Below are 20,206 nucleotides of genomic sequence, written 5' to 3' on the forward strand. Positions count from 1 at the left end.
ACGATGCTCTCATCATAAGAGAAAGCAACGGGAGGAGCCGCTCGCCATGCAGACCCATCTGAAGAAACGCGTCGAGATCGTCGTCGAATATCCCGCTCTCAAGCGCCTGCTGGACCGCCTCGACCGGGCTCAGGTGACGGGATACACGGTCATCCCAGCCCTGGCCGGGCGCGGCCATGACGGCGCCTGGTCGAGCGAGGGCCTCGCGGGGGATGCGGGCCGCATGGTGATGGTGATCTGCATCACGGACCCGGCGCGCCTCGACCCGGTTCTCGATGAGGTCTATGCGGTCGTCGCACGCCAGATCGGCATCGTCGCCGTCTCCGACGTGCAGGTGATCCGCTCGGAGCATTTCTAGAGCCGAACACTGAGAGCCGGCTTTCCGTCGGAATTGGCGATAAGCCGTCTGCGATCCCGTCCCGATGCCGACCGCTCTATCCCGCGCGGCCGGCCATTGAGGCCCTCGCCCCGGCGGCTTATAAGCCCTCCCCGATCCAGCAGCCCGCAGGGGCTGCCCCATGCACCGGCAAGGAGCGACCGCATGTTTCCACAACGCCTGACCGAGGGCTATCGCGCCTTTCTCGACGAGCGGTTTCCGCGTGAGAAGACCCGCTTCGAGGCCCTGGCCGAGAAGGGCCAGTCGCCCGAGATCATGGTGATCGGCTGTTGCGACAGCCGCGTCTCGCCGGAGGTGATCTTCGATGCGAGCCCGGGCGAGTTATTCGTGGTCCGCAACGTGGCGAACCTGGTGCCGCCCTACGAGACGGGCGGCGATTACCATGGCACCTCGGCGGCGCTCGAATTCGCCGTGCAGGCGCTGAAGGTAAAGCACATCGTGGTGCTGGGCCATGCCCGCTGCGGCGGCGTGCGCGCCTTCGCCGACGAGACCGCCCCTCTCTCGCCGGGCGACTTCATCGGCCGCTGGATGAACCTGATCAAGCCCGCGGGCGAGCGGCTCGGGCCTCATGACGGCAATCTCGACGAGTACCTGCCGCGGCTCGAACTCGCCGCCATCGAGAACAGCCTGAAGAACCTGATGACCTTCCCCTGCGTGCGCCTCCTGGTGGAGCGCGGCAAGCTCCAGCTCCACGGCGCTTACTTTGGCGTCCTGACCGGCGTGCTGCTGGTGCGCGACCCGGAAACCGGAGACTTCAAGCCGGCCGTAGATGACGTGCCCGCACGGGTCTCGATGTTCTCCGCACGGGATGCGGGACCGCTTTAAACGCAAAGGCCGCCCGGAGGCGGCCTTTCAGTTATTAGCGGACGATTAAGCCGCCTGCTTCTTCGACTTGAGCAGGCCGCGATTGATCATGGATTCCGCGATCTGGACCGCGTTGAGCGCCGCGCCCTTGCGCAGGTTGTCGGAGACGCACCAGAAGGAGAGGCCGTTCTCGACCGTGATGTCCTCGCGGATGCGGGAGATGTAGGTCGCGTCCTCGCCGGCCGCCTCGTGCGGGGTGATGTAGCCGCCGGGCTCGCGCTTATCGACCACCATCAGGCCGGGTGCGGAGCGCAGGATGTCGCGCGCCTCGTCCGCCGTGATCGGCTTCTCGAATTCCACGTTCACGGCTTCCGAGTGGCTGATGAAGACCGGCACGCGCACGCAGGTGGCGGTGAGCTTGATCTTGGGGTCGAGAATCTTCTTCGTCTCGGCCATCATCTTCCACTCTTCCTTCGTGTACCCGTCCTCCATGAACACGTCGATGTGGGGGATCAGGTTGAAGGCGATGCGCTTGGGGAACTTCTTCTCCTGCACGTCCTGAAGCGAGTAGAGCGCCTTGGTCTGGCGGTCGAGCTCGTCCATGCCGTCCTTGCCCGCGCCGGAAACCGACTGGTAGGTGGCGACGACGACGCGCTTGATCGTGGCGCGGTCGTGGAGCGGCTTCAGCGCCACGACGAGCTGGGCCGTCGAGCAGTTCGGGTTCGCGATGATGCCCTTCTTGACGTTGCGGAGCGCTTCGGCATTGACCTCCGGCACGACCAGCGGCACGTCCGCGTCGTAGCGCCAGGCGGAGGAATTATCGATCACCACCGCGCCTTGGGCCGCGATCTTCGGCGACCATTCCTTCGAGACCTCGCCGCCCGCGGACATGAGGCACAGGTCGACGTCGGAGAAATCGTAGGTGTCGAGCGCTTTCGTCTTCAGGGTCTTGTCGCCGTAGGACACTTCCGTGCCCTGGCTGCGGCGCGAGGCCAGCGCCACCACCTCATCGGCCGGAAAGGCCCGCTCTGCGAGGATGCCCAGCATCTCGCGGCCCACATTGCCCGTCGCGCCGACCACGGCGACCTTGTAACCCATCGGACTTCTCCTGTTGTCGCTCTCCCCGGATAACTCCTGAAAACCCTTTTGGGGTGTCGCCTCTCGCCCCGACGGGAGAGAGGACCGGGGACGACGAGGCTTAAGCGGCCGTCGTTTTCACGGCCGTCGTGGCAGTTTTCGTTTTGCTCGTCGTGAAGGTGAGCAGCGCCATCGCCATCGTCCACCGGGCCCGGAGCGGGCCCGTCGCGCTCAGCAACACACCAAAGCGCCGCTTTCGTCAAGCGCTGTCTTGATCGTCATAAGTCTTAAACGCTCCTCCGGCGCATTAAGCTTCGATTTACTTTGCTCAACGAAAGCTTTCGAACGGCATCCAATGCTACGCTAGAACAATCCCGTGGATTGACTGCGGGCGGAGAGAATGCCGAAGGCCGGTTTTGCCGATTGGGACGAGGACGACGCGTTCGACGACTTGGACGAGCGTTCCCTGCGCCGCGGGCGCAGGCGCCTGCCCTGGCTGCGCATTCTCGTGCTGTCGTCTCTGAGCATCGCAGGCCTCGTCTATATCGCGCAGCAGCGGCAGCAGCAGGAACAGGCGGCGGATTCGCGCCCCGTCCCGCCCTCCGTCCTGATCGCCCCCGACCCGGCATGGAAGCCGGTCTCCCCCTCCCCGGGCACCTATGCCCTGGAGCGGAGCGCAAGCCCCGTGACGGCCGAAGCGCGCCAGCATACGAGCGGCGCGCGGGAGGACACCCTCATCCTCGGCGCCTTCGGGGAGGGGCGGCACGCCCGCATCATCCTCGCCCAGGGCTCCGTCGAGCCGGAGCGCAGCTTTTTCGTCGATCTCGTGCGCCGGGCCGCGTCGGCGGGCCTGTCGGTCACCCGCAACGCTCAGAGCCGGATGGTCCCGACGAAGTTCGGCCCCGTGGAGGCGGCGGCCGTGACCCTTGCCGGAACGGTCGAGCAGGAATGCCAGGCCTTCCGCTTCTCACAAGGTGAGACGGGCTTCGGCTTCCAGGGCTGGCTGTGCAGTTCCGGAGCCGGCTCCGGGGCCATGTCCGAGGATATGGGGCTCGCCTGTTTCATCGACGGGATCGCCCTCGCCGGCGGCTCCACCCCGTCCCTCAAGGCCGTCTTAGCCCGCGCCGAGCGCAGCCGGATCGAGGCCTGCAGCCCCGTCGCGCGCACCTCCTCGGTAGGCCCCAGAGCGCCGCGGCGCCCTTGAGGCATCGGACCCAAAAGTGGACTTGCACTTTCGGGATCCCATCCGATGCATTCTCTTATGACAAGAGCATCGTTGAGTGCGAAAACCGGATCCACTTTTCGCTGATGCGGACCTCCGGTTCCGCACGATGCTCTAGGATCCGGCTCACTGTTCCGTGCCCTCCGGCGGCTTTCTGCATGGGGAACCTTTTGCGGAAGAGGCGTCTTGACCTGACAGGTTCTCGCGTGTGGAGGCCGCAGCCATTCCCGGCCGCGCGCCCATGATGGAGATGTGTCAGATGCGCCGCTTCGCTCTTATCGGCTTGGGCGTCCTGACTGCGGGCATGGCCTTTTCGCCCGTAGCGGATGCTCAGGCCCAGGAACGCCCCCTCACCTTCCGGGTCACGCCCCGCAGCTTCCTCGATCCCGGCAACGTGGTGCCGCCCGGATCGATCGGCGGCAGCACGGTCACCATGTCCTACCGCCAGACCTTCGTCGACCGGCCGACGGCCTGGTGGAGCGCGCGCGACCTCTATGGCGAGGGCTTGCTGCCCGATCCTGCCGGCGGCCCGGGTCCGTGGGTGGGCGCGGCCAATCCCTTCGGCCCGATCGGCCCGAACCTGCCGACAGGCGTGCCCCAGTAAGGCGATCAGGCGAGCTTTTCCAGCTCCTTGACGATGGCGTCGCCCACATCCTGCGTGCCGACGGCGTTCGCGCCGGGAGCCGCAATGTCCTTCGTGCGCGTGCCGGAGGCGAGCACGTTGGCGATGGCCTTGTCGAGCCGGTCCGCTTCGTCGAGCAGGCCGAAGGAATAGCGCAGGGACATGCCGAAGGAGCCGATCATGGCGATAGGGTTGGCAAGCCCCTTGCCGGCGATGTCCGGCGCGGAGCCGTGGACGGGCTCGTAGAGCGCCTTGCGCTTGCCGGTCTTCGGGTCCTCCGCCCCGAGCGAGGCGGACGGCAGCATGCCGAGCGAGCCGGTGAGCATGGCCGCGATGTCGGAGAGAATGTCGCCGAAGAGATTGTCGGTGACGATCACGTCGAACTGCTTCGGCCAGCGCACAAGCTGCATGGCGCAGTTGTCGGCGAGCACGTGCTCGAGCTCCACGTCGGAGAACTCCGCCTTGTGGATGCGCGTGACGACCTGGCGCCAGAACACGCCGGTCTTCATCACGTTGAACTTTTCGGCCGAGGAGACCTTGTTGCGGCGCTTCTTCGCGAGGTCGAAGGCGACGCGGGCGATCCGCTCCACCTCATGCGTGTGATAGAGCTGCGTGTCGACCGCGCGCTGGGAGCCGTCCTCCAGGGTCACGATCTCCTTGGGCTCGCCGAAATAGACGCCGCCGGTGAGCTCGCGCACGATCATGATGTCGAGGCCCTCCACCACGTCGCGCTTGAGCGAGGAGGCGTCGGCCAGGGCCGGGTAGCAGATCGCGGGACGAAGATTGGCGAAGAGGCCGAGATCCTTGCGCAGGCGCAGCAGGCCCGCTTCGGGGCGCACGGCGTAAGGGACGCTCTCCCACTTGGGGCCGCCGACCGCGCCGAAGAGCACCGCATCGGCCTCCTGAGCGCGATCCATGGCGGCTTCCGAGATCGCCGCGCCGTGGGCGTCATAGGCGGAGCCGCCGACGAGGTCCGTCTCGGTCTCGAAGCCGACGCCGCGCTTGCGGAACCAGCCGACGATCTTCTCCACCTCACGCATGACCTCCGGGCCGATTCCGTCGCCGGGGAGAAGGAGAAGCTTATGCGTTGCCATGGGAAGATCCTTCGTGGTGGTTCTTGCAGGGGAAGCGCCGGAACGAGCCGCGCCTTGAGGAGGGTTTAGGCGCGGGACGATGCCTTTTGCAAGCGCCAGCAGCCTTCTCCGTTAGGCGAACGGGCTCACGCGCCCGCCGCGCGGCGGTCCTTGAGGGACCTGACCACCGTGACCGAGCAGGGCGCCTCGGCCACGATCCGGGACGAGACGCTGCCGAGATAGCGCCGGAAGGCCGACGAGGCCCGCGCGCCGACGACGATGTGGTCCACGTTGTTGTGGCGGGCATAATCGATGAGGGCGGCGGCGGGATCGGGCGCTTCCAGCACGCTGTAGGTCATGCGCTCCTTGGGAATATCGAGGGATGCGCCCCAGTGCCGGAGCTGGACGAGGCGCTGCACATGGAGGCTCTGGCCGTTCTCGTCCTCCAGGATGTCGATGGCGATGCGCGAGAGCTTGAGAACATTGACGCAGGCGATGCGCGCCTCGCTCTCAATGTTAAGGATGCGCCGGACCAGGACCCGCTGGGCCTCGCCGAGATCCTCGCTCCCGGGGGAGAGATCGATGGCGGCCAGGATGATCGGCGCGCGGGAGAGCTGGCCTGCGATGTTGGGGCTTTCCAGCGGCCTGGCGTTGCGCGCCTTCAGCCAGCGCCGGAACGTCTTCATCCCGCTGTCGCGCTCGAGCCGCTCGGCCCGCTCCGTGAGCTGGACCTGATCCGGATGCTCGAGATCGAGGGCGAGCTGCGCCGCGGTCGCGTAGCGCTCCTTCGGGTCGACCTCCAAGCAGCGCAGGATGATCTCCTGCAGCCAGGGCGGGCAGTCCGGGTTCTTCGCCCGCGGCGGGACGGGATCGCGCCAGAGGCGGCGGCGAATCTGGCCGCCTTTCGGCGTGCCGAAGGGGCGCACGCCCGCAACGAAGAAGTACAGCATCACGCCGAGCGCAAAAAGATCGCTGCGCGGATCGCAGCGGTCCTGCAGCACCTGCTCCGGGGCCATGTAGGGCGTGGTGCCGAAGGGCTCGCGGAACTCCTCGTCGAGAAGGTCGGGCAGAAGCTCGTGGCGGGAGAAGCCGAAATCGATGAGCACTGCCTCCCCGGTCTCCCGGAACATGACGTTGCTCGGCTTCACGTCGAGATGCACGACCCGCTGGCGGTGGAGGTCGTGCAGGGCACTGGCGACCTTGACGCCGATGGCGACCACCTCCTGCCAGGGGAGCGGCACATCGGGCAGGCGCGCCTTCAGCGACACGCCCGGGATTTTCTCCATGACGATGTAGGGCTGCGTCTCGATGTTGCCGGTCGCGATGAAGCGCGACACGTGCGGGCCGGACAGGCGCGGCATGATCATCTGCTCGGTCTCGAAGGAGACGATGGGCAGGGGATCGTCGCTGTCGTGGAGAAGCGGGATCTTCATCACGAGCGGCGTCGGATCGCCCTCGCGGCGCACGGTCCAGAGATCGGCGGTGCCGCCCAGGCCGAGAGGCTCCAGAAGCTCGAAACCGTCGATCACCGTCCCGGGTCGAAAGGAGGCGCGCATCTACCGCCCCTGTTCGAGCCGCTGGGCGAGCTTTTCGGGCAGCCCCGCCTCCCGCACCTTCCGCGCCGCCGCCGCCGCATCGTAGGGCACGCGCAGGTAGCGCAGGTTCTGCTGCGCGGAATCGAAGATCGCGTAGTTCGCGGCCGGAACGCCGTCGCGCGGCTGTCCCACGGCGCCGACCACCGCTAGCCAGCGGCGGCTGGGAAGAAGCGGAATGTCGTTGTCGGCGAGCGGCGCGAAGGAGACTATTTTTGCGGTCGGGCTCATGTTGTAGAGCATGGGCACATGGACATGGCCGCAGAAGGTGATCTGCGCGTCCACGCGCGAAAAGTGCCGCAGGGCCTCGTTCGGCCCGAACATATAGTCCCAGTTGGCCGGAGCGTAGCCGTTGGCGTGGACATAGAGAACGCTCCCCTCCTCGTGGACGAGGGGAAGCCCGGCGAGAAAGGCGCGGTGGTCGGGCCCGAGCTGCGCGCGCGTCCAGCGGATCGCCTCGCGGGCGACGCTGTTCATGTCCTCGTCGGAATCCTCGATGGCGGCGTCATGGTTGCCGAGGAGGGCGACGGCCCCCTCCTCCACGAGTTCCGCAACCGTCTCCACCACGCAGGCCGGATCGGCCCCGTAGCCAACATAGTCGCCGAGGAAAACGAAGCGGTCGACCCCGTGCGTGCGGGCATGGGCGAGGCAGGCTGACAAAGCCTCGCGGTTGCCGTGGATATCGGTGAGGATGGCGATGAGCATGGGCCGCATGAGAGACCCAAACCCGTCCGCGCCGCAAGCTAGCCAATGGGAGGCAGCGTGCGGTGCGCGATGTTCCTAGAGCCGATTCCATTCGCATGGAATCGGCTCTCTTCTTTTGTTTGCCGCATTTTTTGACGGCGAACCGGATCCACTTCGCCGAAAAATGCTCTAGCCCCGCAGCGCTTGCAGCACCTTGCCGCCCGGACGGCCTCGCGGTTCGAGGCCGATGCGGCGCTCCACGTCCTTGATCGCCTCGCGGGTCTTGGAGCCGATCTTGCCGTCGACCTCGCCGATGTCGTAGCCGCGGGCGAGGAGAAGGCTCTGGAGCTCACGCCTTTGGGCGCGCGAGAGCGGCGGATCGTCGGTGGGCCAGGCGGCGCGGATGCCGGGCTGGCCCTTCAGCCGGTCGCCGAGAATGGCGATGGCGAGGCCGTAGGACTCGGCGGCGTTGTAGGAATAGAGCGCGTCGAAGTTCTTCGTGACCACGAAGGCCGGGCCGTTTACGCCCGCCGGAATCAGAATGCCGGCCGGGTAGTTGCCCGAGAGCGGCCGCCCGTCGATCCGCGTCACGCCCATGGCGGCCCAGGTGGAGAGCGGCTTCTTGTTCTTGCGGCCGGCGAGCTTCGTGTTGAAGTTTTCCGGCAGGCGCACCTCGTAGCCCCAGGGCAGGTTGTTCTGCCAGCCGGCTTTTTTGAGGAAGTTGGCGGTGGAATGGACCGCATCCGGCACGGAGGCCATGATGTCCCGGCGCTTGTCGCCGTCGCCGTCGACGGCGAGCCGCTGGAAGGTGGAGGGCATGAACTGGGTATGGCCGAAGGCCCCGGCCCATGAGCCGCGTAAGGCGGCCGGGTCGATGTCGCCGTCCTGGACGATCTTGAGGGTCGCCATCAGCTCGCCGGTGAAATAGTCGCGGCGGCGCGGCCCGTAGCAGGCGAGCGTCGAGAGCGACTGGATCAGCGGCCGCCCGCCGATATCCTTGCCGAAATTCGATTCCACGCCCCAGACGCCGGCGATCATGTGCCGGTCGACGCCGAAGCGCGCCTCGGCCGCGGCGAGCGCCCGGCCCCATTGCTGCATGGCGGTCCGGCCGTCCTGCACCCGCTCGTCGTCAACGAGGGCGGCGAGATAGTCCCAGATCGGCGTCTTGAACTCCGGCTGGTTGTTCATGAGGTCGAGGATCGACAGATCCGGCTCGACGCCGCGGGTCGCGACGTCGAAAGCCTGTCCCGAGATGCCTTTGGCGGCGGCCTTGCTGCGAAGGCCGGACAGGCAGGAGCGGAAATCCTGGGCCTGAGCCGGCATGGACAGGCTGAGGCCGAGGAGAGCGAGAAGGGTGGGGGCAAGTATCCTGGTCATGCCCCCCAGTGTGCGGGGAATTTGGTTAATATATGGAAACCAAGCCTACATTGCCGTGAGCGTGAGAGCCCATGCCGCTCCGGGCGCGCTGCCGACGGTTCCAGCCGCACTTTGCTTTACCCGGAGCCGGCTTCCGGGTCCGGGAGGTCCGTCTGGATCCAGCGGTCACTGACGTGGATATCGGTGGTCTCGAGCCGACCCGGGCCGAGATTCGTGAATTTGTGGGGGATCCCGGCCGGACCGAAGACGATCTGCCCCGCCTCGCACGCGAAGCGCTCGTCGCCGACGGTGAAGAGCGCCCGCCCCTGGCGAATGATGAACAGCTCGTCATAGGGATGGACATGCCACCGCGGCCCGACGCCGACCTCGTCGGTCGCATAGAAGAGTACGGTGACCCCGGTGCCGAGGGTGTGCCCCTCGATCAGGCCCTTCCAGAGTTCGGCGTGGACGGCCCAATCGGCGCGGTCGAGAACCTGAGGCTTGCCTTGTGTCATGGCTCCTCCGAGCTGGAATGCACGCGAGAACGGACGATGCACCCGATGGCACTGGTCGGAGAAGTGATCTTAGGGAGCAGCCCACGCCATTGTCATCCCCGACGGCTCGAAGAACCGGGAAGGGGGTCCATGGCTGCTACGCAGCCTCATCCTGAGGAGCGCAGCGTCTCGAAGGACGAGGCGTCTCCAGCGCGCTCTGGATCATCCTTCGAGGCGCAGCCTGCGGCTGCTCCTCAGGATGAGGTCCAGTAGAACAAGCCTTAGCCTTTAAGCCCAGGCGCGCTCGGAAAGCTTCTTCTCGAAGCTGTCGATGGTGGCCGCCTTTTCCATGGTCAGGCCGATACCGTCGAGGCCGTTGAGCATGCAGTGCTTCTTGAACGGGTCGATGTCGAATTTGATCGAGCCGCCGTCGGGGCCGCGGATCTCCTGGTTCTCCAGGTCGATGGTCAGCGTCGCGTTCGCGCCGCGGCTGGCGTCGTCGAAGAGCTTTTCCAGGTCCTCGGGGGAGACCTTGATCGGCAGGATGCCGTTCTGGAAGCAGTTGTTATAAAAAATGTCGGCGAAGCTGGTGGAGATCACGCAGCGGATGCCGAAATCGAGCAGCGCCCAGGGAGCGTGCTCGCGGGACGAGCCGCAACCGAAATTGTCGCCCGCGACGAGGATCTGGGCGTTGCGGTAGGCCGGCTGGTTGAGGACGAAATCCGGGTTTTCCGAGCCGTCCTCGCGGTAGCGCATCTCCGCGAAGAGACCCGTTCCAAGTCCGGTGCGCTTGATCGTCTTCAGGTACTGCTTGGGGATGATCATGTCGGTATCGACATTGATGATCCGCAGCGGCGCCGCGACGCTTTCCAGCACGGTGAACTTTTCCATGGCCTCGATCCATCCTCGCGCGGCGTAAACCATGTCGCCGCAAGGTGCTCATATCAAAGCACGGGCGTCAGGACCAGCATATCGTGCGCAAAAGTGGGCCCGGTCTGCCGCTCCAACGATGCGCAGGCAAGGAGAACGAGCACCGCATTAGGCCCCAGTGGCCTCCGCTTCGGGTCCGATGCTCCGGGCCGGCGATAATCGCGCCGAGACCGAAGAAGCGCCTCAGGCCTTGGGCTGCCGGGGCGGGGCGCTTTCGATGACGGTCTCGGAGGTCACGACGACCCAGCCTGCGCCTGCGCGCGCGATGGTCACGACGCGGCCTGCGCCCGGCAGGATGTCTCCGGGCTTCACCTGCTGCAGGCCTTCCGGCCCTTCCACGAGGGCCGCCATGCGGGTCACGTCGCGGACCACATAGCCCCGGCCGGGGGCCTTCAGGTCGCGGGCCCTGTCGCCCTGGTAGACGGGCTCGCCCCGGCCCGCGCCGATTCTGACGGAGCCCGTCGTTTCGGGGTCGAGGTCGATGGTGGAGCGCGCGGCCGCGGCAATGGCCGCGTTCACCGGAACGCCGTTCTCGAGGGAAGGCAGGATGTTCGTCAGGGAGGGCCGGAAGGTCTTCCCGAACCGGGCCTCGATGGCGTGGGCGGCAAAGCCGAGGGAAGCGACGCCCAGGGTCAGGCAGAAGGCTAGCGCGAGCCGCTCGGCCTTGATGAAGCGGGCCCGGACAAGCCGTTCGTGACGCTGCGTCATCGGACCGGTGACAGCCGCGGCCTGAGCCTTCGCATGGGCCTTCGCCACCTGCTCAAGAACCTTTTCGAATCGCTTGCGTATCACCGGCCGGTTCCCCCCTAGGACTCTGGTCCTCCGATCATGCACGAGGGGATTTAACGTTACGTAAACAGCGCCGGGCGGCGTGGCTCCGACCTCAGCCGGCCGCGGCCTCGATGGCCTCCATGTCCTCGTCGGAGAGACCGAAATGGTGGCCGATCTCGTGCACCAGCACGTGGGTGATCAGGGAGCCGAGGCTCTCCTCGTGCTCGGCCCAGTAATCGAGCATCGGGCGGCGGTAAAGCCAGACCATGTTGGGGAACTGGCCCGTCTGCATCATGGCCCCGCCCTGGGCGAGGCCGATGCCGCGGAAGAGACCGAGGAGGTCGAAGGGCGTCTCGCAACCCATCTCCCGCATGGTTTCCTCGTCGGGAAAATCCTCGACCCGGATCACGACCCCTTCGCAGAGCTGCCGGAAGGCTTCCGGCAGGCGCGCATAGGCCGCCTCGGCGATGGCTTCGAAATCGGCGAGGGACGGCGCGTGGAGTTTGGCCCAGTCGGTCATGGATCAGAGGATACGAAGCTGAACCAGAAGCCACAAGGCGAGCACGATCACGCCGACGACAGACAGGGCGCGGCCGATGCGGCGGCCCCAGAGCTCGACGGGATCGGTACCGCCGCCCTCCGCCGAACCGACGGCGTCGCGCCCGCCGAAATGGTCCTGCGCGCGCCGGCTCATGCGCGCCAGCGCCGAGGAGCCCACCGCATCCGTGTCGCGGTTGACGCGCTTCAGCGCCTCGTGGGCCTCCCGTTCGCGGTCCTGATCGTTCATGGGTGTCTCTCCCGGCGACATTCTCACGACCTATCATAGCGTCGCGACACAGTGTGGCGCGCACTCTTCCCTCCCCCTTGCGGGGAGGGATTAAGGGTGGGGGTCGGAATGTCAGAGTGCTGCGCCTCGCGGCGAATGCCCGAAGTCTCTACAACCTTTGCTTGCCTGACCTCTCACCCGGCCGAACCACCCCCACCTCCACCTCCTCCCCGCAAGGGGGAGGAGAGCAGGTTGCGTCAGGCCCAGGCGCCGCGTTCAGCCGAAGGTGCGGATGTCCACGAACCGTCCCGCGATCGCCGCCACCGCCGCCATGGCGGGGGAGACGAGGTGGGTGCGGCCCTTGAAGCCCTGGCGGCCCTCGAAATTGCGGTTCGAGGTGGAGGCGCAGCGCTCGCCGGGCGCGAGGCGGTCGGCGTTCATGGCGAGGCACATGGAGCAGCCCGGCTCGCGCCAGTCGAATCCCGCGGCCCTGAAGATCTTGTCCAGGCCCTCGGCCTCGGCCTGCATCTTCACGATGCCGGAGCCGGGCACGATCATGGCGTTGACCGCCTCGTGCACGCGCTTGCCCTCGACGACCTTCGCCACCGCCCGCAGGTCCTCGATGCGGCCGTTGGTGCAGGAGCCGATGAAGACGCGGTCCAGGGTGATGTCGGTGATCTTCTGGCCGGGCTTGAGGCCCATGTATTCCAGCGCGCGCCACTTGGAGCGGCGCTTGTTCTCGTCCTGGATGTCGTCCGGGTTGGGCACCGCGCCCGCCACCGAGATCACGTCCTCAGGGCTCGTGCCCCAGGTGACGATGGGCGGCAGGTTGGCGGCATCGAGCTTGATCTCGGTGTCGAAGAATGCGCCCTCGTCGGTGCGAAGGCTGTCCCAGTAGCGCACGGCGGCGTCCCAGGCGTCGCCCTTCGGAGCCTTGGGCCGGTCCTTGAGATAGGCGTAGGTCTTCTCGTCGGGCGCGACCATGCCGGCGCGGGCGCCGCCCTCGATGGCCATGTTGCAGACCGTCATACGCCCTTCCATGGACAGGGCGCGGATCGCGTCGCCTGCATATTCCATCACATGGCCGGTGCCGCCCGCCGTCCCGGTCTCGCCGATGATCGACAGGATGATGTCCTTGGCGGTGACGCCGGCGGGCAGCTGCCCGTCCACGGTGACGCGGAAGTTCTTGGCCTTCTTCTGGATCAGCGTCTGGGTGGCGAGCACGTGCTCGACCTCAGAGGTGCCGATGCCATGGGCCAGCGCCCCGAAGGCGCCGTGGGTCGAGGTGTGGCTGTCGCCGCAGACGATGGTCATGCCCGGCAGCGTGAAGCCCTGCTCGGGGCCGACCACGTGCACGATGCCCTGACGGCGGTCGAGCTCGTTGTAGTACTCGATGCCGAAGTCGCGGGCATTCTGGGCCAGCGTCTCCACCTGGGTGGCGGATTCCGGATCCTCGATGCCGTGCGAGCGGTCGGTGGTCGGCACGTTGTGGTCGACGACGGCAAGCGTCTTGTTCGGCTGGCGCACCTTGCGGCCCGCCACGCGCAGGCCCTCGAAGGCCTGCGGGCTCGTCACCTCATGGACGAGGTGGCGGTCGATATAGAGAAGGCACGTCCCGTCATCCTGCCGGTCGACGACGTGGTCGTCCCAGATCTTGTCGTAGAGGGTACGGGGATTGGCCATGGTTCTCTTTCCAGCGGTGAAAGGGTTCTTTTCTTCGTGTTTAGCGGGACTTTCCGTCCAGGAAAAGGTGTCGTGGGCGCACAGCGCCTTGAAACTTTTGCATAGCAGATAAGGCAGGCTGCGCAATAAAACTTCCGTGACCACGCCATCTGCAACGCTTGGCCCCAAAAGCAAAAAGCGCGGCTCACGCCGCGCTTTGAAAACTCGTCCCGTCGGGAAAAGACTTACTCGGCAGCGGCCGGAGCGACGGTCTTCTTCTCGGCGCGCTCGGCGATACGGGCGGCCTTGCCGCGGCGGTCGCGCAGGTAATAGAGCTTGGCGCGGCGGACGGCGCCACGGCGCACGACCTTGATGGAATCCACGTTCGGCGAATAGACCGGGAACACGCGCTCGACGCCTTCGCCGTAGGAGATCTTGCGGACCGTGAAGCTCTCCTGGAGGCCGCCGCCGGAACGGGCGATGCAGACGCCCTCATAGGCCTGCACGCGGCTGCGCTCGCCTTCCTTCACCTTCACGTTCACGATGACGGTGTCGCCGGGCTGGAAATCGGGAATGGTCTTGCCGAGCTTGGCGATCTGCTCCTGCTCGAGCTGCTGAATGATGTTCATGGTCTAGCTCCTGCCGTTGCGTGGCCTTGGGGCAAGCCCCAGACCCGCGGGATTTCGGCGTCCTGTTTTAAGTTGAGGCCGCGCGTATACAGGAGTTTCAGGAGGTTGTCGAGCCATGTCGCAGGGGCCGAGGCTCCCGCTCATTCTGCGGCGGCCGGGCTCACGTGAGCGAACAGGTAGCGCTCGAACCAGCCCGGGAAGGCCCGCGCGAGCTCCTTCGACCCTTCCAGGTTCAGCCCCATGCGCCGCGCTTCGAAAAAGCCGACGTCGCCCCGCCACCAGGCGGCCAGGGCGGACAGGGGAGTCCGGATGACGAGCGGCTCGGGAAAGCCCGGGTTCTGGGTGCAGAGCGAGACCTCCGCCGCCTTGAGCAGCATGAAGCGCGGCGGCCTGTGACCCTCGATCTCGAAGCGGATCACGATGGGCTCGGCGGGCAGCGCCTCGGCCCTGACCCGCCGCTGCATGTCCACGAGCAGGGGCTCGAGGTCCAGGTCCTCGGCCGCCGCCTGCCGCGGCAACCATTTCTGGCCCCAGGCTCCGAGCGCGCCCACGATTCCCATCAGTTCCCGGCCGGCCTCGGTGAGAACGTATTCGGGACCCTGCCCGCCCTCGACGCGCTCGACCGCCCCCGCATGGATGAGCTCCTGCAGGCGCTCGGAGAGCATGGTGCGGGAGATGCGCGGGATGCCGCGGCGGATATCGTTGAAGCGCCGGCTGCCGCACAGGAGTTCGCGCACGATAAGAAGCGTCCAGCGCCCGCCGATGACCTCGTGCGCCCGCGCCACGGAACAGAACTGACCGTAACCTGCCATGCATCGAGCGCTACCACGGCGAGCTTTCAGGGAGAAGTCCGGATTCCGGACCTGACAACCCGGCCCCTCCGGCGTAACGGAGGCGGGAAACAGCCTGGGGAGCCCGCGCCATGACTGAGAAGCAACGCACCATCCTGGACACGATCGGCAACACCGGGCTTCTGCCCCTGCACAGGATCGCGCCGAAGAACGGCGCGCGCATCCTGCTGAAGCTGGAGAACGAGAACCCGACGGGGAGCATGAAGGACCGGATGGCGCTCGCCATGATCGAGGCGGCGGAAGCCGACGGACGGCTCAGGCCCGGCGGCCCGGTGGTCGAATATACCGGCGGCAGCACCGGCGTCTCGCTCTCCCTCGTCTGCGCGGTGAAGAGATACCCGCTCGACATCGTCACCTCGGACGCCTTCACGAAGGAGAAGCTCGACCACATGAAGCTTCTCGGCGCGACGCTGCACATCGTGACGAGCGACAGCGGGCGCATGACGGAAAAGCTGACGAAGGACATGATCGAGGAGGCCCGCATCATCGCCGAGGCGAAGGGCTCCTTCTGGACCGACCAGATGAGGAACCGGGACCAGATCGCCGCCTATCACCGGATGGCGGACGAGATCTGGAGCCAGACCTCCGGCCGGATCGACGGCTTCGTGCAGGGCGTGGGAACGGCAGCTTCCCTGCGCGGCGTGGCCGAGGGCCTGCGGCGCTATCGCGACGATGTCAGAATCGTCGCCGTGGAGCCCGCCGAGTCGGCGGTCTTGTCCGGCGGCCCGACGGGCGCGCACAAGATCGACGGCGTCGGCGCGGGCTACATCGTGCCGCTCTGGCACGGGAGCATCGCCGACGGGATCGAAAAGGTCTCGACGGAAGACGCGATGGCCATGGCCTTCCGGCTCGCCCGCGAGGAGGGCCTGTTTGCGGGAACCTCCACCGGCGCGAACGTGATCGCGGCCCTGCGGCTCGCCGAGCGGCTGGGGCCGGACGCCACCGTCGTCACCGTCATGTGCGATACGGGGATGAAGTACCTGAAGACCTTCGGGGCACGGCTGGAGGCGGGCGCCTGATCAGCGCTCCAGAAGATCCGGCCGCCGCTCCCGCGTGATCCTGTCCGACTGCTCCCGCCGCCAGCGCTCGATGGCGGCGTGGTTGCCGGAGAGCAGGACGTCGGGAATGGCGCGTCCCTCCCATTCCCGCGGCCTCGTGTAATGCGGATATTCGAGACGGTTCGTCTCGAAGCTCTCCTCAAGGCCGGAGGCTTCCTTGCCCATGACGCCGGGCAGCAGGCGCACGCAGGCGTCGAGCACGATCATCGCCGCCATCTCGCCGCCGGAGAGAACGTAGTCGCCGATGGAGACTTCCCTCAGGCCCCGCGCCTCGATCACGCGCTCGTCCACGCCCTCGAAGCGGCCGCAGACGATCACGACTCCCGGCCCCGCCGCGAGCTCGCGCACGTATCCTTGAGTGAGCGGCCTGCCGCGCGGGCTCATGAGGAGCTTCGGGCGCGGATCGTCCGCGGGCACGGCGGCGTCGATGGCCTGAGCCAGCACGTCGCAGCGGATCACCATGCCGGGCCCGCCGCCCGCGGGCGTGTCGTCCACTGCGCGGTGGCGGCCGAGCCCATGGTCGCGGATGTTCTTTGCGGCAAGCGACCAGAGCCCGCGCGAGAGCGCATCGCCCGAGAGCGAGACGCCGAGGGGGCCCGGGAACATGTCGGGATAAAGGGTGAGGATGGTGGCGTCGAAGGTCACGCCCGGTCCTCGCCGGGTTCCGGCTTCGCCGGCTCGAAGAAATCCTCCGGCAGCGCGGCGACGACGCGCTTCCCGGCAATGTCCACCAAAGGCACGAAGGCCTTGGTGAAGGGCAGGAGCGCGGTCGGGCCCTTTTGCACGGGCGCAATTTCCAGAAGATCGCCGCCGCCATAGTTCGGCACGGCGACGATGGCGCCGAGCTCGTCGCCCGCCTCGTTCTGGACGGCGAGGCCGATGAGATCGGCGAGCAGGAACTCGTCCTCCTCGGGGGGAGGAAGCCTGTCGCGCTCCACATGAAGCTGCACGCGGTTGAGGGCTTCCGCCGCCTCGCGCGTGGTGACGCCGTCCACGACGGCGATGAGAAGATCGGGCGCGCCGCCGGGGGCCTGGCGCACGGATTTCAGGGAATAGGTCCGGCCGTCGGAGGCCTGGAGCGGCTTGTAATCCGCGATGGCCTGCGGATCGCCGGTATGGGACTTCAGCCGCACCTCGCCCTTGAGGCCATGGGCGCGGCCGAACTCGCCCACGAGGACGAGGTCGTCTCCGGCAGGGGCCGTGCGGCCCTCATCCCCCTTAAGGGAGGACGGTGGGGGTGCAGGCGCATTCTTCGGTCGGTTTGCGCTGGCCTCCCCACCCCTGCCCTTCTCCGGTCGGGAGAAGGAGGAAGTGGAGCGCTGGTTGAAGCGCTCCTTCTTCGCCATGATGCTTACGCAGCCTCGCCTTCGCCGGCGGGAGCAGCGGCCGCAGCGGCGCGGGCGTCGGCGCGCTCCTGGGCCTTCTTGCCCGGAACGGCCTTCTGCGGGTTGTTGCGGGCCGGACGCTTCAGGAGGCCGGCGGCGTCGAGGAAGCGCAGGACGCGGTCGGTCGGCTGGGCGCCCTTGGCGAGCCAGGCCTGGATCTTCTCGGTCTCGAGAACGACGCGGCCGGCATCGTCACGGGGCTTCATCGGGTCGTAGGTGCCGACCTTCTCGATGAAGCGGCCGTCGCGCGGGGAGCGCGAGTCGGCAACGACGATGCGGTAATAGGGACGCTTCTTGGCGCCACCACGGGTGAGACGGATCTTCAGGGACATGGGTTTCTCCTTTTGGTGTCCTTGTGATCAAACCTTGCGTCATCCCCGGCGCGCGGAGCGCGGGAAGGGGATCCAGGTTCCAGAGCAATCCGGTTCTGGATTCCCTTCCCTCGCCTACGGCTCGCCGGGAATGACAAAACTCATTTCTTCTTCCCGAACGGGAAGCCACCGATGCCCGGAAGGCCCTTCGGCCCGCCGAGACCCGGAACACCCGGCACGCCCTTCGGCATGGGCGGAAGGCCGCCCGCCCCGCCGGGGAAGTCGGGGAGCTTGCCGCCCATCTGCTTCTGCAGGGCCTCGATCTGCTCAGGCGTCGGCTGGGGCATGCCGCCCATTCCGCCGCCGCCCATGCCGAACATCTTGCCGAGCGCGCCGGCCATGCCCTTGCCCTTGCCGCCGCCCATCATCTTCATCATGTCGGCCATCTGGCGGTGCATCTTGAGGAGCTTGTTGATGTCCTCGACCTTCACGCCGGAGCCCGCCGCTATGCGCTTCTTGCGCGAGGCTTTCAGAACATCCGGGTTGCGGCGCTCGGCCGGGGTCATGGAATCGATGATGGCGCGCTGGCGCTTGATGACCTTGTCGTCGAGATTGGCGTTCTCGAGCTGCGACTTCATCTTCGCGATGCCGGGCAGCATGCCGAGCATGCCGCCGATGCCCCCGATCTTCTCCATCTGCGTCAGCTGATCGCGCAGGTCCTCCAGGTCGAACTTGCCCTTGCGCATCTTCTCGGCCATGCGCTGGGCTTTTTCGGCGTCGAAGTTCTCGGCGGCCTTTTCGACCAGCGAGACGATGTCGCCCATGCCGAGGATGCGGTTGGCGACGCGGGAGGGATGGAACTCCTCCAGCGCATCGACCTTCTCGCCCGTGCCGATGAGCTTGATCGGCTTGCCGGTGACGGCGCGCATGGACAGCGCCGCGCCGCCGCGGGCGTCGCCGTCCATTCTCGTCAGCACGATGCCGGTGACGCCGAGGCGCTCGTCGAAGGCGCGCGCGGTGTTGACCGCGTCCTGGCCGGTCAGCGCATCGGCGACGAGCAGGACCTCGTGCGGGTTCGTGGCGGTGCGTACTTCCGCCGCCTCGAGCATCAGGCCCTCGTCCACGGTGACGCGGCCTGCGGTGTCGAGCATCACCACGTCGTAGCCGCCGAGGCGCGCGGCCTCCATGGCGCGCCGGGCGATCTGCACGGCCGACTGGCCCGCCACGATGGGAAGCGTGTCGACGCCCACCTGCTTGCCGAGCACGGCGAGCTGCTCCATCGCCGCCGGGCGGCGGGTGTCGAGGGAGGCCATGAGCACGCGCCGGCGGTCGCGGTCGGTGAGGCGCTTGGCGATCTTGGCGGTGGTGGTCGTCTTACCGGAGCCCTGAAGGCCGACCATGAGGATGCCGACGGGCGGCGTGGCGTTGAGGCTGATGACCTCCGCATCCGCGCCCAGCATCTCCACGAGCTGGTCGTGGACGATCTTGACCACCTGCTGGCCGGGAGAAACCGACTTGACGACCTCCGCGCCGACCGCGCGGGCGCGCACCTTGTCCGTGAAGGAGCGCACGACCTCGAGCGCCACGTCGGCCTCGAGCAGGGCGCGGCGGACCTCACGCAGGGCCGCGTTCACATCCTCTTCCGTCAGCGCGCCGCGGCGCGTGAGGGAATTCAGGATATTGGAAAGACGGTCGGAAAGGCCTTCGAACATGATCAATCAATTCCTTTTGCGATGAGCGGTACATCGCGATCCGAAAGGGCCTTTTCAAAGTGGTCGATTGCCGCCTTGAACTTGTCGCGGCAGCCAGGATTGCAGAAGCCGACGACCTCGCCCCGATAGAGGGTGAGCGAATCCGCCGAGATCGGCTTTCCCGACCACGGGCAGGTCTCGTTGATCGCGTCCTCGATGCGCAGGCTCTCGTCCGACATCCGTTCATCCTTTCTCGCCGGGCCGGAACAGTCCGGCCGCAGCGGCATAGAGAAGCTCCAAAGAGAAACGCGCCCGAGGGCGCATCGCGCTGTCGGACGTTGACCTCCAGCCTCTCGGGCTGGTCGGCGGCTCAAAAGGGCTCGCTCTACAGATTTGCGGGCAGGAATTAAGGGGAAAAGGCCGAAGAGTCAAGAAAAGCCGCCCTGGACGTGCGGGGGCGGCGGAGGCGCGCTCTCCTGTCCTACAGGCCTCGGGCTTGCCGGAGGAGTGGGAGGTGGGGGTGTGAGCGCCAGCCTTTTAGAATGTGGAGCTGGCGCCCCCACCCTTGGCCCCTCCCCACAAGGGGGAGGGGTATTCGCGTGTCATCCCCGGCGAGCGCAGCGAGGGAAGGGGATCCACGCACAGACGCGGCGCTATGGATTCCCTTCCCCTGCGATGGCTGCGCCATCTCCGGCCGGGAATGACACTCTCCAGAGCCGACACCCTCCTCATCACCGGCCCTGTTCCGGTGATCCCGAAGGAATGTTCTCATTTTGTTCTAGACTGTGGGGACAAGCTTTGCTATAACCTGCATCAGATCTGCTCCACGAG

At 66.9% G+C, this 20,206-nt stretch carries 24 protein-coding genes; 6 read left to right on the plus strand and 18 right to left on the minus strand.

Going from position 1 to position 20,206, the window contains the following annotated elements; translation table 11 throughout:
• Positions 1 to 46 precede the first annotated feature (46 nt).
• Together LG661_RS03870 and LG661_RS03875 are read left to right on the plus strand one after the other, a co-directional pair.
• Positions 47 to 358, plus strand: a complete 312-nt coding sequence (locus LG661_RS03870; protein WP_230530545.1) for a DUF190 domain-containing protein — start codon at positions 47 to 49, stop codon at positions 356 to 358.
• A 183-nt stretch (positions 359 to 541) separates the two neighbouring features.
• Positions 542 to 1,222, plus strand: a complete 681-nt coding sequence (locus LG661_RS03875) for a carbonic anhydrase (RefSeq protein ID WP_230530546.1) — start codon at positions 542 to 544, stop codon at positions 1,220 to 1,222.
• Positions 1,223 to 1,267: 45 nt separating this feature from the next.
• On the opposite strand, the gene LG661_RS03880 is transcribed toward LG661_RS03875, so the two are convergent.
• Positions 1,268 to 2,299: an aspartate-semialdehyde dehydrogenase gene (locus tag LG661_RS03880; RefSeq protein WP_230530547.1), complete on the minus strand. Its 1,032-nt coding sequence runs from the start codon at positions 2,297 to 2,299 to the stop codon at positions 1,268 to 1,270.
• 379 nt (positions 2,300 to 2,678) lie between these two features.
• Between LG661_RS03880 and LG661_RS03885 the strand changes: the two genes are divergently transcribed.
• Positions 2,679 to 3,482, plus strand: coding sequence for a hypothetical protein (locus LG661_RS03885; protein WP_230530548.1), 804 nt, complete (start codon positions 2,679 to 2,681; stop codon positions 3,480 to 3,482).
• 277 nt (positions 3,483 to 3,759) lie between these two features.
• A complete protein-coding gene (locus LG661_RS03890; RefSeq protein ID WP_230530549.1) occupies positions 3,760 to 4,104 on the plus strand; it encodes a hypothetical protein in 345 nt (114 codons plus the stop codon).
• Positions 4,105 to 4,109: 5 nt separating this feature from the next.
• On the opposite strand, the gene leuB is transcribed toward LG661_RS03890, so the two are convergent.
• The 5 genes from leuB to LG661_RS03915 all read right to left on the minus strand — a co-directional run bounded on the left by leuB (position 4,110) and on the right by LG661_RS03915 (position 9,342).
• Positions 4,110 to 5,216, minus strand: a complete 1,107-nt coding sequence (gene leuB, locus LG661_RS03895) for a 3-isopropylmalate dehydrogenase (protein ID WP_230530550.1) — start codon at positions 5,214 to 5,216, stop codon at positions 4,110 to 4,112.
• 125 nt (positions 5,217 to 5,341) lie between these two features.
• Positions 5,342 to 6,751 carry a bifunctional serine/threonine-protein kinase/universal stress protein gene (locus LG661_RS03900; RefSeq protein ID WP_230530551.1) on the minus strand — a complete coding sequence of 470 codons (1,410 nt, stop codon included), beginning with the start codon at positions 6,749 to 6,751 and terminating at the stop codon, positions 5,342 to 5,344.
• On the minus strand, positions 6,752 to 7,492 hold the full coding sequence (locus tag LG661_RS03905; RefSeq protein ID WP_230530575.1) for a metallophosphoesterase family protein: 741 nt from the start codon (positions 7,490 to 7,492) through the stop codon (positions 6,752 to 6,754).
• 168 nt (positions 7,493 to 7,660) lie between these two features.
• Positions 7,661 to 8,848 carry a lytic murein transglycosylase gene (locus LG661_RS03910; protein ID WP_230530552.1) on the minus strand — a complete coding sequence of 396 codons (1,188 nt, stop codon included), beginning with the start codon at positions 8,846 to 8,848 and terminating at the stop codon, positions 7,661 to 7,663.
• 116 nt (positions 8,849 to 8,964) lie between these two features.
• Positions 8,965 to 9,342: a cupin domain-containing protein gene (locus tag LG661_RS03915; RefSeq protein ID WP_230530553.1), complete on the minus strand. Its 378-nt coding sequence runs from the start codon at positions 9,340 to 9,342 to the stop codon at positions 8,965 to 8,967.
• 129 nt (positions 9,343 to 9,471) lie between these two features.
• On the opposite strand from LG661_RS03915, the gene LG661_RS25030 reads away from it, so the two are divergent.
• Positions 9,472 to 9,594 (plus strand): hypothetical protein, encoded by a 123-nt coding sequence (locus LG661_RS25030; protein WP_268995430.1) that lies wholly within the window; start codon positions 9,472 to 9,474, stop codon positions 9,592 to 9,594.
• A gap of 15 nt (positions 9,595 to 9,609) precedes the next feature.
• Here LG661_RS25030 and leuD read toward each other — a convergent pair whose 3' ends face one another.
• From leuD to LG661_RS03950, 7 genes are all read right to left on the minus strand, one after another.
• Positions 9,610 to 10,212, minus strand: a complete 603-nt coding sequence (gene leuD, locus LG661_RS03920) for a 3-isopropylmalate dehydratase small subunit (protein WP_230530554.1) — start codon at positions 10,210 to 10,212, stop codon at positions 9,610 to 9,612.
• 222 nt (positions 10,213 to 10,434) lie between these two features.
• Positions 10,435 to 11,043, minus strand: a complete 609-nt coding sequence (locus tag LG661_RS03925) for a hypothetical protein (RefSeq protein WP_230530555.1) — start codon at positions 11,041 to 11,043, stop codon at positions 10,435 to 10,437.
• A gap of 91 nt (positions 11,044 to 11,134) precedes the next feature.
• Positions 11,135 to 11,542: a metallopeptidase family protein gene (locus LG661_RS03930; RefSeq protein ID WP_230530556.1), complete on the minus strand. Its 408-nt coding sequence runs from the start codon at positions 11,540 to 11,542 to the stop codon at positions 11,135 to 11,137.
• A 3-nt stretch (positions 11,543 to 11,545) separates the two neighbouring features.
• Positions 11,546 to 11,809: a hypothetical protein gene (locus LG661_RS03935; protein WP_230530557.1), complete on the minus strand. Its 264-nt coding sequence runs from the start codon at positions 11,807 to 11,809 to the stop codon at positions 11,546 to 11,548.
• Positions 11,810 to 12,064: 255 nt separating this feature from the next.
• Positions 12,065 to 13,471: a 3-isopropylmalate dehydratase large subunit gene (gene leuC, locus LG661_RS03940; RefSeq protein ID WP_230530558.1), complete on the minus strand. Its 1,407-nt coding sequence runs from the start codon at positions 13,469 to 13,471 to the stop codon at positions 12,065 to 12,067.
• Between the two features lie 224 nt (positions 13,472 to 13,695).
• Positions 13,696 to 14,079: a 50S ribosomal protein L19 gene (gene rplS / locus LG661_RS03945; RefSeq protein ID WP_230530559.1), complete on the minus strand. Its 384-nt coding sequence runs from the start codon at positions 14,077 to 14,079 to the stop codon at positions 13,696 to 13,698.
• Positions 14,080 to 14,219: 140 nt separating this feature from the next.
• On the minus strand, positions 14,220 to 14,891 hold the full coding sequence (locus LG661_RS03950; RefSeq protein WP_230530560.1) for a winged helix-turn-helix transcriptional regulator: 672 nt from the start codon (positions 14,889 to 14,891) through the stop codon (positions 14,220 to 14,222).
• A gap of 110 nt (positions 14,892 to 15,001) precedes the next feature.
• On the opposite strand from LG661_RS03950, the gene LG661_RS03955 reads away from it, so the two are divergent.
• On the plus strand, positions 15,002 to 15,949 hold the full coding sequence (locus LG661_RS03955) for a PLP-dependent cysteine synthase family protein (protein ID WP_230530561.1): 948 nt from the start codon (positions 15,002 to 15,004) through the stop codon (positions 15,947 to 15,949).
• On the opposite strand, the gene trmD is transcribed toward LG661_RS03955, so the two are convergent.
• The 5 genes from trmD to LG661_RS03980 all read right to left on the minus strand — a co-directional run bounded on the left by trmD (position 15,950) and on the right by LG661_RS03980 (position 19,614).
• Positions 15,950 to 16,633 carry a tRNA (guanosine(37)-N1)-methyltransferase TrmD gene (gene trmD, locus LG661_RS03960; RefSeq protein WP_268995431.1) on the minus strand — a complete coding sequence of 228 codons (684 nt, stop codon included), beginning with the start codon at positions 16,631 to 16,633 and terminating at the stop codon, positions 15,950 to 15,952.
• Positions 16,630 to 17,334, minus strand: coding sequence for a ribosome maturation factor RimM (rimM, locus tag LG661_RS03965; RefSeq protein ID WP_322098833.1), 705 nt, complete (start codon positions 17,332 to 17,334; stop codon positions 16,630 to 16,632). Before rimM ends, trmD begins: the two co-directional genes overlap by 4 nt.
• A 5-nt stretch (positions 17,335 to 17,339) precedes the next feature.
• Complete coding sequence (rpsP, locus tag LG661_RS03970; RefSeq protein WP_230530562.1) at positions 17,340 to 17,705, minus strand: 30S ribosomal protein S16; 366 nt, start codon at positions 17,703 to 17,705, stop codon at positions 17,340 to 17,342.
• Positions 17,706 to 17,845: 140 nt separating this feature from the next.
• A complete protein-coding gene (gene ffh / locus LG661_RS03975) occupies positions 17,846 to 19,396 on the minus strand; it encodes a signal recognition particle protein (RefSeq protein WP_230530563.1) in 1,551 nt (516 codons plus the stop codon).
• A gap of 2 nt (positions 19,397 to 19,398) precedes the next feature.
• A complete protein-coding gene (locus LG661_RS03980; RefSeq protein WP_230530564.1) occupies positions 19,399 to 19,614 on the minus strand; it encodes an eL24 family ribosomal protein in 216 nt (71 codons plus the stop codon).
• Positions 19,615 to 20,206: the final 592 nt, after the last annotated feature.

The organism is Microvirga roseola (genome assembly GCF_020866965.1).
GTDB lineage: Bacteria > Pseudomonadota > Alphaproteobacteria > Rhizobiales > Beijerinckiaceae > Microvirga > Microvirga roseola.

Bases quoted from the DNA above. Each gene is read 5' to 3' on its own strand.
- LG661_RS03870 (WP_230530545.1), top strand. From the start codon at position 47: ATGCAGACCCATCTGAAGAAACGCGTCGAGATCGTCGTCGAATATCCC.
- LG661_RS03875 (WP_230530546.1), top strand. From the start codon at position 542: ATGTTTCCACAACGCCTGACCGAGGGCTATCGCGCCTTTCTCGACGAG.
- LG661_RS03880 (WP_230530547.1), bottom strand. From the start codon at position 2,299: ATGGGTTACAAGGTCGCCGTGGTCGGCGCGACGGGCAATGTGGGCCGC.
- LG661_RS03885 (WP_230530548.1), top strand. From the start codon at position 2,679: ATGCCGAAGGCCGGTTTTGCCGATTGGGACGAGGACGACGCGTTCGAC.
- LG661_RS03890 (WP_230530549.1), top strand. From the start codon at position 3,760: ATGCGCCGCTTCGCTCTTATCGGCTTGGGCGTCCTGACTGCGGGCATG.
- leuB (WP_230530550.1), bottom strand. From the start codon at position 5,216: ATGGCAACGCATAAGCTTCTCCTTCTCCCCGGCGACGGAATCGGCCCG.
- LG661_RS03900 (WP_230530551.1), bottom strand. From the start codon at position 6,751: ATGCGCGCCTCCTTTCGACCCGGGACGGTGATCGACGGTTTCGAGCTT.
- LG661_RS03905 (WP_230530575.1), bottom strand. From the start codon at position 7,492: ATGCTCATCGCCATCCTCACCGATATCCACGGCAACCGCGAGGCTTTG.
- LG661_RS03910 (WP_230530552.1), bottom strand. From the start codon at position 8,848: ATGACCAGGATACTTGCCCCCACCCTTCTCGCTCTCCTCGGCCTCAGC.
- LG661_RS03915 (WP_230530553.1), bottom strand. From the start codon at position 9,342: ATGACACAAGGCAAGCCTCAGGTTCTCGACCGCGCCGATTGGGCCGTC.
- LG661_RS25030 (WP_268995430.1), top strand. From the start codon at position 9,472: ATGGCTGCTACGCAGCCTCATCCTGAGGAGCGCAGCGTCTCGAAGGAC.
- leuD (WP_230530554.1), bottom strand. From the start codon at position 10,212: ATGGAAAAGTTCACCGTGCTGGAAAGCGTCGCGGCGCCGCTGCGGATC.
- LG661_RS03930 (WP_230530556.1), bottom strand. From the start codon at position 11,542: ATGACCGACTGGGCCAAACTCCACGCGCCGTCCCTCGCCGATTTCGAA.
- LG661_RS03935 (WP_230530557.1), bottom strand. From the start codon at position 11,809: ATGAACGATCAGGACCGCGAACGGGAGGCCCACGAGGCGCTGAAGCGC.
- leuC (WP_230530558.1), bottom strand. From the start codon at position 13,471: ATGGCCAATCCCCGTACCCTCTACGACAAGATCTGGGACGACCACGTC.
- rplS (WP_230530559.1), bottom strand. From the start codon at position 14,079: ATGAACATCATTCAGCAGCTCGAGCAGGAGCAGATCGCCAAGCTCGGC.
- LG661_RS03950 (WP_230530560.1), bottom strand. From the start codon at position 14,891: ATGGCAGGTTACGGTCAGTTCTGTTCCGTGGCGCGGGCGCACGAGGTC.
- LG661_RS03955 (WP_230530561.1), top strand. From the start codon at position 15,002: ATGACTGAGAAGCAACGCACCATCCTGGACACGATCGGCAACACCGGG.
- rimM (WP_322098833.1), bottom strand. From the start codon at position 17,334: ATGGCGAAGAAGGAGCGCTTCAACCAGCGCTCCACTTCCTCCTTCTCC.
- rpsP (WP_230530562.1), bottom strand. From the start codon at position 17,705: ATGTCCCTGAAGATCCGTCTCACCCGTGGTGGCGCCAAGAAGCGTCCC.
- ffh (WP_230530563.1), bottom strand. From the start codon at position 19,396: ATGTTCGAAGGCCTTTCCGACCGTCTTTCCAATATCCTGAATTCCCTC.
- LG661_RS03980 (WP_230530564.1), bottom strand. From the start codon at position 19,614: ATGTCGGACGAGAGCCTGCGCATCGAGGACGCGATCAACGAGACCTGC.